Here is a 9,277-nt window from a genome sequence, read left to right as displayed (position 1 = left end):
GCTTTACGTTTAGTCTGCCTAGGGTCTGCCGCCAATTGCATCCATGGTCCGGTCGTGCCAGCCCAGCGTTGCCTTCGTCGCAGGCGATGCTGGTGTAGGCATAAGCCCATGCGCACAGCTTGCCCGATACAAAGACAAAGCTTCTCACTGCCTTTTGATAGTCTACGCGTAGCCGACACAGGACTAATTGGCCTAACGGGAATAATCAAACGCCGATGTTGCGGGCGATCGTATCGGCGGCCATGCGCTTACGCCACTCGATTGGCCCGGAATTATGAATAGAGTTTCCTTCAACATCGACAGCCATGATGACTGGCATGTCCTGCACCTCGAATTCATAGATGGCTTCCATGCCCAGGTCTTCAAAGGCCACGATCCGCGCCGTCTTGATCGATTTTGAAATCAGGTACGCAGCACCACCCACTGCGATGAGATAGGGCGTTCTGTATCTCACAATTGACTCGATGGCCGCCGGGCCCCTCTCGGCCTTGCCGACCATCGCATATGTCCCCGTCTCGGCGAGCATCTTTTCAGTAAAACTGTCCATTCGGCTCGAGGTTGTTGGGCCAGCCGGCCCGACAACCTCATCCCTCACCGCGCGGACGGGTCCGACGTAGTAGATCACGCGACCCCGCAGATCTACAGGAAGCTGCTCGCCGGCATCGATCAAATCGACCATTCGCTTGTGGGCGGTGTCCCGGCCGGTCAGCATCTTTCCGGACAGAAGAAGGGTTTCCCCGCAACGCCATGATGCCGTCTCTTCTTTTGTGAGCGCATCGAGGTTGACCCGCCTGACCTCAGCAGTGTGCAATTCTTCATTTCCGATCTGTGGCCATTCAGAAAGGTCAGGCGGCTGGAGCTGGACCGGCCCTGTGCCGTCCAATGTAAACGTCAGGTGCCGGTTGGCGGCGCATTGTGGAATGAGCGCGACTGGCTTCGACGCGGCGTGCGTAGGATAAGTTGCAACCTTGACGTCCACGACTGTTGTCAGGCCACCCAGGCCCTGAGCGCCGATGCCAAGCCCATTAATTCGCTCATAAAGCTCAATCCGTAGTGCCTCCTCTGGGCTTGCCGGCCCCCTGGCGGTCAGTTCCGACATGTCGATGGGTTCGTTCATGGCCTCCTTTGCGAGCAGCATAGCTTTTTCAGCGCTGCCTCCGATGCCGACCGAGATAAGGCCGGGTGGGCACCATCCGCTGCCAAGGGTCGAAACGGTGTCAACCACCCAGTCGGCAACGGACGCGCTGGGGTTAAGGGTGGTGAAACGCGCCTTGTTTTCGGACCCGCCCCCTTTGGCTGCGATGGTGATTTCAATCTGGCTACCAGGCACGAGGTCCACGTGGACGACTGCCGGCGTGTTGTCACGAGTGTTCACCCGTCGGCCAAGCGGATCCGAGACGATCGATGGTCGGAGGGGATTGTCCGGGTCGAGATATGCTTGGCGAACGCCCCTATTCACGAGGTCGGCGAAACTCGCCGCTGATTTAATGCGGACCCCCATGCCGACCTTTGCAAAGACCACCACAAGACCGGTGTCCTGGCAGATCGGGCGCCGTCCGAAGCCCGCCATGCGCGAGTTCAGCAAAATCTGCCCGATAGCATTCTTCGCCGACGGGCTCTGTTCGCGCGCATATGCCTGCGAAAGAGACCGGACATAATCTGGAGGATGGTAGTATGAGATATACTGAAGAGCGTCTGCAACGCTCCTTGTGATGTCCTTGCCAGCGATGATCCGCGATCTATTTCCCACCGGATCTCATCCAAATGAGCCGAGGCCATTAACCATTTTCAGGCTTTGGAAGCTCCGCACCCCTTGGTCACCCCCTTCGTATCCATAGCCGCTCTGTTTAATGCCTCCATACGGCGCATCTGCCGAAACCCCCTTCAGGTAATTCACACTGACAGCGCCCGCCGAAAGACCATCGATCAGCGCCCGTTTCGCATTAGCGGCGTCGGTGAAGAAGTAGGCGGCCAAGCCATATTCAGTGGCGTTGGCTTCTTCGATCGCCTCCTCAATCGTGTCGAACGGCGCCACGGTGAGGATCGGTCCGAACGGCTCGTCATGAAGCACTTTGGCATCTTTTGGCACCCCTGTCAGGATGGTTGGCGGCCAGTAAAAACCGGGCTGGTCGAGGCGGGTGCCACCAGTCTCGATGCGGGCGCCGCGATCGACCGCATCCTGGATCAGACGCTGCATGGCTTCAATTCGCCGCGCGTTCGCCATGGGGCCCATCTCGGTCGCCGGGTCGTCCGGTGGACCGATCTTGATTTTACGAGCGGCTTCCGTCATTCGGGATAGGAATTCCTGATAGAGAGTCCGCGCGACCAGAATTCTGCTCGGCGCGTTGCAGCTCTGGCCCGCGCACTCGAACTTGTATTCCGATATCGCGGGGACCGCCTGCGCGAGGTCCGCATCCGCGCACACAACGACAGGGGAGTGTCCACCCAGTTCAAGGACGCAGCGCTGCAAATTATTCGCGGCGAGCGTGGCCAGCTGTTTTCCAACTGCCGTGCTGCCCGTGAAGGTCAAGACCTTCACGATTGAGGAACTGAGGAGATGGCGCGAAATATGCACCGGTACACCGAAGACGAGATTGACCACCCCGTCCGGGACACCCGCATGGCGCAAGGCTTCTACGATATGAACGGCGGCGCTCGGCGTCTCTTCCGCACCTTTAAGAATGACCGGACAGCCTGCTGCCAGCGCAGGGGCGAGCTTGCGGGCGATGAGAACGGCGGGATAGTTCCAAGGCGTGAAGGCAGCAACGACACCGAGGGGCTCCGGGACGATCATCCTGTTAGGGCCCAACGGAATCGGGGCCGACAGCTTTTCGGCGTGGGTGCCGTTCCACTTCAGCGTTTCGACAGCGCGCGCGTACTCACCTGTGGCCTCGGCAATCGTCTTTCCCTGTTCAACCGACAAATCGTTCGCCGCGTCGACTGCCTTTGTGGCAAGAATCCTGGCGGCTGCTACAAGGATCTCGCCGCGCTCTTTTACAGGCCGTGAGGACCAAGCCTTGCGGCTGCGCTCTGCCGAAGCGAGGGCCTCGCCCAGATCCGACACCGTCGCCGAGGCCACCGAGCCAAATACCTTCTCCGTCGCCGGGTTAATCACGGGCAACGTGGCTCTGTTACTAGCGGCTCGCCATTTACCGTTGATAAAGAGCTCGTAGCTCGTGGCGTGGGACATAGCGTGCTCCGCTTGACTGAATTCAGTGCGATACCAGCCGACATCCGGACCATGAGCTCGCTTCTGCAGTTTCATCGCGATGGTCACGCCCGGTCAAATATGGAATGTCGACCAAAACCATCTCGAAGACAGATTGATAGAGCTCAGGCAACCGCGAACGAGCGCGGCGATAGCACTGGAAGAGCTTGGTTCAAGAATGGCCTAAGCCAGGTCGGGAGCCGTGGCTGACCAGTGCCCGCCCTCGATCAATGTCCTGACGACCTTGGGGATCAGGTTGCGGACGGCAGAGACGGCTGGAGAGCGCTCATCTTTCGGGTTAACGGCAAGGACAACGGATCGGGTGATCACCGGATCAACGATCTTCACCGTCCGGACGCGGCCTTGAGACGCCTCTTTCTGAATGGCCGACGGCGTGAGGACAGAATAGGCCTTTCCTTCCATGACCATATTGATGATCGTAGAAAGGGAGTCGACTTCGAATCTTACGTCGAGCACACAACCGTGTTGCGCAACGACATCAGCCACCGAACGCCTGACATTGTTATTGCGCATCGGAACCGCCAGGGGAAACGCGTGCAGATCGACGAGCGGGATCGAATTTTCGAAAGGCGGTTCACCCGGCGGTACCACCAGGTAAAACTCTTCGCGGGCCAGCACCGTCATTTGCCCCACGCTCTCGGCAGTCCGATACAATACTGCCAGATGGAAGCGGCCAGCAGCCATCCACTCCTCCAGCGGTCCCGTCATTCCCTCGATCATCTTAAGCGAGATCCTCGGCAGTTCACTTCTTACCGATTCGAGCAGGGGACCACTAAGCACGCGTGCGGCGCCGGACGGGATGCCAATGGTCACTTCTCCGGAAGGAGCAGCCACCGAGTTGGTCAGTTCCGCTTCAGTGAGCTGAATTTCCCTTAGAATAATCCGGGCGCGCTCAAGCAGCCTGTGTCCGGACGCGGTGACGCTGACACCCGTCCTATCGCGAACGAGCAGCTGGGTTCCGAACCCTTCCTCCAGTTGACGTACATGCAGGCTTAAGGCGCTTTGAGCAACGTGAAGGAGCGCAGCGGCCTTCGTAAAACTGCCGGCCTCCACGACGCCGACGAAGTATTTTAACTGCCTGATATCCACGGTTTAAACCAACTGAGGCACTTTCGCAGTCCCATCCTATTATCTCGAAACTAGATAGCCGGCAAGTAATACTTGCCTACCCCACGCCGGGAAAGATGCGCGGTCTCATTGATCGGAGGTAGCTCAGTTCCTGCCCGCGAGAGCCAGAGTGTCGTGGGCGCGCCGAACCACCGGCGGATCAACCATCTTACCGTTCAACGGGAATGCAGACAGCCCGCGGGCGGCCGCATCGTTCTCTGCAGCGATGACATCACGGGCCCACTTGATTTCCTGTGCGCTCGGGGAGAAGGCCTCATTGAATATGGCGACCTGTGTCGGATGGATCGCCAAAGCTCCGGCAAAGCCAAGCCGCCGCGCATGCGCCGCGGTCTCACGAAGTTTATCAGTGTCTGTAACCTCGCCGATGCTTCCAACAAAGCCCAGAGGGAGCAATCCGGCCGCACGGGCGGCAAACAGAACGGAAAGGTTCGGCGTCAAAAGGAGGTCGAACTCCGGCGTGCCTCCAACAGCGGCACTGAAGTCTTCAGGACCGAGCGCCATTGCAAGCATCCTGGGATGAGCCGAGGCTATGGCCGCGAGCCTTTGCAGTGCTGCGGGCGTCTCGATTTGGGCAAGGAAACGGATGCGTCCTTGGACAAGATCTCTTTCTCTTTCAAGTTCCAATACGGCATTCGCGATCTCTAATACCGACTCCGCCGAATCCGTCTTCGGAAGGACAAGCGCATCAACACCTGCCACCACAGCTGCATCGAGATCCGCCACCAACGCCCGCAAGCCACGATTCACGCGGACCAAAACAGATGCGCCCTTGCGCCCCACCTTTGCCACCGATTCAGGGAGCTGCCGCCGTGACTCAGCCTTTTGATCCTGGGGAACGGAGTCCTCGAGGTCGAGTATGACGCCGTCCGCCCCGCGCTCGTGAGCCGCCTCCACGAATCGGGGAACGTGAGCGGGAACGAAGAGCAGGGATCTCCAGCGAGGCACAAACGTCGCGCTTTCAACGGCCGGAACGGTGTCCTTGATCACGGAGTGCCTCTGCGGCCGATTTTAGCGAGGGCGGTAGCAGCCAGTTTGCCGAGTGCCCGCACTGGATGGCAAGTAACCGTCACGCTTTTTGCAAATCGCGAGCGCGTCCACCTCCCGACACGATGCGCGCTCATGCTGACGCGGCCCTATCGCCCAAACGCCTCAGAGCCTCTTCCCGGACGGTCTGCGTATGAGCGCCGAGAGCCGGAACCGGGCGCAGCGAGGGACGCTCCGCGTTGAAGATCGCCGCCGGCGCTATCGTCTCTACAGTTCCTTCGGGTGTGCTAACGGCTACCCTGCGAACGTGGGGATGCCTAGAAACATCAGCCACCTCGTTCAGTCGGCCATATGCCAGACCGGCTGCCTCAAGCTCCTGCATTGCTTCGTGACAGGACAGTTCGGAAAAGCGCAGCGCGATGATCTCGTCAAGTTGCACCCGATTACCGAGGCGCTCCATGTTGTCGGAAAAACCAGGTGCGCGTGTCAGCTCGGTTCGCCTAAGGAACTTCTCGCAAAAATTTACCCATTCGCGGTCATTTTGCACCGAAAACACAACCTCCTTGCCGTCGGCGCAACAATACGCGCCATATGGCGCCAGCGACGGGTGTTTCACGCCGGCGCGCACCGTCTGATACCCGCTGTAGTCGTTTTGCAGAACCGGCACGTTCATCCAATCGGCTAGAGCATCGAACAGTGACACCTGGATGCTGGTCCCTTCGCCGGTGACTTCGCGGTGATACAGCGCCTGAAGAATGGCGCTATGCGCGGTCATGCCCGCCGAGATGTCGCAAACCGACACCCCCACACGCGCGGGTCCTTGTTGGTTGCCGGTGATCGCGCACAGACCTGTTTCAGCCTGAACGATCAGGTCATATGCCTTCAAATGGGAATACGGACCTGTCTCCCCGAAACCAGAGATGTCGCAGGTGATCAGCCGAGGAAACCGCTTGCGGAGATCCGTAGACCCGAACCCTAATCTTTCTATGCTGCCCGGTTTCAGATTCTGGATGAAGACGTCAGCACTGGCAATAAGCGTGTCCAGCACGGCGCGGTCAGCCTCCGATCTCAGGTCCAGACACACCGACTCCTTGCCCCGGTTGAGCCAAACGAAGTAAGCGCTCTGTCCCCGCACCAACTTGTCGTAGTTTCGGGCAAAATCCCCTTCCGGCCTCTCAATCTTAATGACACGTGCCCCAGCATCCGCAAGCCGTGACGAGGCGTAAGGCGCCGCCACCGCCTGCTCTACGGCTACGACCGTAATCCCCTCAAGAGAGTTCTGCATGCGACACCGTGCTTTTCATCCAATTTTTTCGTTTTGAGACCGACCACGGTTCAGTATCGCCAGCAAACGGTTTTGTTCATTCCCAACAATTGAGAATGCCTCGTCGACACCCATTCCGGGCTTTGCAAGCATCATGTCGGCTTGGGTCGCTACAGAGACGTGGACTGAAGCCTGGGCGGAGAGATCCGTTTCAGTACAGCTCCCACCGACATACGCCCCTACCTTGTTTTCCTTGCAGATAAGAACCGCGCGAGCCGTATCGGCGATTGAGCCGACGTCTGGCGTCTTGATTTGGACCACATGCGCGGCCCTCGCTTCGGCAAAGACCCGAATATCCTCTAAGGTATTGCATCTCTCATCCACCACAATGCGAGCGCTGGAACCCCGGTGGTCCAAGATCGATACAATCTTGGCGAAATTCTCTATCTGCGCTTGCGTCGAACCAAAGTCGGCCGGGGACTCAACATTAAGCGTGAAACCCGGGACGCTATCTGCGACCTTGCAGATAAAGTCAGCTATCTGTTGCGGTTCCAGACCTATTTCCAGGCCGATCCACCCATATACATCGAAATGCAGCACCGGATGGTACCCCGGGCGGCCGATTTCGTGCGTGCGTGTTGCAACCCACTTCACGAAATCCATGAAGCTCTGGCCGTCGACGCCGAATTTCTGCCGCGAGTTGATCAGGCCGTGGGGAAGCACATCCACGGACTTCAGGATCATTTTGTCGACGTTGATTTCGCGAGCATCGCCGCTCTGACAGTAAATCGGCACCCTCCGCGTCGGCAACGGCAGTCCAAACTCCGCGCACATGACCTCCGCCATCGTCTTACGCTGAAGATGGGCAGCTGCGCGAAGAAGAGCTTGACTGACCCCATACTCAACAGCCGGAGGTAACAGCTGATGTCCGACTAATTTCAAAACATTGCAAGAATCACGAAACCGAGAGGCATCGACCTCGAGAAGCCGCGGCGCGACAACACGGGAGGTTAAATCTGAAATTTTATCGGTGTCGAACAGAGGATCGCGCCCACCAGCACCAGAGTACTGGACATTCATCATGTCGCCCCAAACGACGGTGTCGTCGGCAAGGACGAGCCCGACGCTGAGCGAAGATGCTGGCGTCCGAATCGATTTGAATCCGGGCGTTGTCGGCGCGCCGACATAGACGAAGCCGTCCTGGACAGCGCCGGACCTAATGGCTTCCTGATCGTCATAGAAAAACGCGCCATTGCCAGGCGCGAGCAGGACATCTTTGATCTGCACTTCACTTCGCTCGATTTTGCGGATTGCGTTGACGGGCGGTTGCAGTTTGTTCGCTGCCTGCCAAGTATGCGCCCCTTGGTGTTGATTTCACCAATATAATGTTCCGGACGTTGCCATCGCGTTTTTAGATGGCGACGGCTACCTTTCGACGCCTTTGAGGATGTCTGGGGCCAGTCCAACGTGAATCATTTTGCCGCTCCGCTCCGTAGCTGAAACATTCGACACCCTTCGCCCAAAGCATAACATTGCCACGAGCTGGCTCCCCGCAGGATCGGAAATTGGCGGCGTCTAGTTTTACTGAGTCAGAAAGTCGCGGATGCGGGGGGAGCGCGCCGACGGCCGGATCATTCATCTCGTCGTCGCGCCCGGGCATGTCATTACCGCTCCGGCCTGGATGATCGATCCCGTGGCTTGCGCGGCGATGGACCTGGGCCCCCCGCGCGTATCGCTTGCCGCGCTGCTTGAGCTTAACAAGCTCTTGATCGAACGCCGTTTCCGGCGAGGCTCTCCGGATGGTTTCACCATCGCGGAGGCGCAACATGAGAACCCTGCCATCCCCCGACACGATCTCTCGTGGTCGTTCGCCAACTCAGCTTGCCGCTCGACTCGCAGAAGCTGAACGGGCTGAGTTCAACGCAACGGACCATAGTGATCGCTCGGCTCGCCAACGTACTGAGGGCCGCCGCCGGCGTGGCAACGGAGGAGGAGAGCTGCGATGACGAGCGGTAATCTGATTCCGACTGCCGTCCTCAAGCGCAAGGCCGTCGTCTATGTGCGTCAATCCACTCAGGCGCAGGTCCAGCTCAACCTTGAGACCCAGCGTCGGCAGTATGAGCTTGTCGACGTCGCGCGGCGTTGGGGATTCCGCAAAGTAGAGGTGATCGACGAGGATCTGGGACGAACCGCAAGCGGGGCTGTGGAGCGTCCCGGTTTCGAGCGCCTGGTCGACGATCTGTGCACCGGCCATGTGGGCGCCGTGCTTTGCCTGGAGGCGTCCCGCCTGTCGCGCAACGGGCCGGACTGGCATCGGCTGCTCGAGTTGTGCGGCGAAGTCGATGCACGCGTGATCGATCTGGACGGAGTCTACGATCCGGGATTGCCGAACGACCGCCTGCTGCTGGGTATGAAGGGCAGCATCAGCGAGTTCGAGCTCGGCGTGCTGCGTGCCCGCATGTACGAGGCCGCCCGCGCCAAGGCACAGCGCGGAGAACTGCGCATCTCCGTGCCCTTCGGCTATGTCTGGCACCGCGATTACGGTCTCGGGTTCGATCCCGACATGCGCCTGCAGGAGACCATTCACCTGATATTCGCGCGCTTCCGCGAACTCGGCAGTGCGCGCCAGGTCCTGATCTCGATGATCGACGATGGCGTGCATTTCCCCAGAC

Annotated in this window: 8 protein-coding genes; 2 read left to right on the top strand and 6 right to left on the bottom strand. The window is 59.1% G+C overall.

The window, feature by feature from the left end; genetic code table 11:
- Nucleotides 1-205: 205 nt before the first annotated feature.
- The 6 genes from EOA86_RS10745 to EOA86_RS10720 all read right to left on the bottom strand — a co-directional run bounded on the left by EOA86_RS10745 (nt 206) and on the right by EOA86_RS10720 (nt 7,892).
- Nucleotides 206-1,750: a fumarate hydratase gene (locus tag EOA86_RS10745; protein ID WP_091597945.1), complete on the bottom strand. Its 1,545-nt coding sequence runs from the start codon at nt 1,748-1,750 to the stop codon at nt 206-208.
- A 6-nt stretch (nt 1,751-1,756) separates the two neighbouring features.
- Nucleotides 1,757-3,190 (bottom strand): NAD-dependent succinate-semialdehyde dehydrogenase, encoded by a 1,434-nt coding sequence (locus EOA86_RS10740; protein ID WP_091598024.1) that lies wholly within the window; start codon nt 3,188-3,190, stop codon nt 1,757-1,759.
- Nucleotides 3,191-3,391: 201 nt separating this feature from the next.
- Nucleotides 3,392-4,318 carry a LysR family transcriptional regulator gene (locus EOA86_RS10735; protein ID WP_091597948.1) on the bottom strand — a complete coding sequence of 309 codons (927 nt, stop codon included), beginning with the start codon at nt 4,316-4,318 and terminating at the stop codon, nt 3,392-3,394.
- Between the two features lie 123 nt (nt 4,319-4,441).
- Nucleotides 4,442-5,344: a CoA ester lyase gene (locus EOA86_RS10730; RefSeq protein WP_236473632.1), complete on the bottom strand. Its 903-nt coding sequence runs from the start codon at nt 5,342-5,344 to the stop codon at nt 4,442-4,444.
- A 130-nt stretch (nt 5,345-5,474) separates the two neighbouring features.
- Complete coding sequence (locus EOA86_RS10725; protein WP_091597951.1) at nt 5,475-6,626, bottom strand: CaiB/BaiF CoA-transferase family protein; 1,152 nt, start codon at nt 6,624-6,626, stop codon at nt 5,475-5,477.
- Nucleotides 6,627-6,641: 15 nt separating this feature from the next.
- Nucleotides 6,642-7,892: a methylaspartate ammonia-lyase gene (locus EOA86_RS10720; protein WP_091597954.1), complete on the bottom strand. Its 1,251-nt coding sequence runs from the start codon at nt 7,890-7,892 to the stop codon at nt 6,642-6,644.
- Between the two features lie 316 nt (nt 7,893-8,208).
- Here EOA86_RS10720 and EOA86_RS38550 point away from each other — a divergent pair, with 316 nt between their 5' ends.
- A complete protein-coding gene (locus tag EOA86_RS38550) occupies nt 8,209-8,511 on the top strand; it encodes a hypothetical protein (RefSeq protein ID WP_164891671.1) in 303 nt (100 codons plus the stop codon).
- A 96-nt stretch (nt 8,512-8,607) separates the two neighbouring features.
- A partial coding sequence (locus EOA86_RS10715; RefSeq protein WP_164891670.1) for a recombinase family protein occupies nt 8,608-9,277 on the top strand: 670 nt, incomplete at its 3' end.

Origin of the sequence: Mesorhizobium sp. M5C.F.Ca.IN.020.32.2.1, assembly GCF_004023105.1 — a bacterium.
GTDB classification, from domain to species: Bacteria; Pseudomonadota; Alphaproteobacteria; order Rhizobiales; family Rhizobiaceae; genus Mesorhizobium; species Mesorhizobium wenxiniae.
Note: the sequence above shows the minus strand (reverse complement) of the source record. Positions and strands in the feature narration are given on the sequence as shown.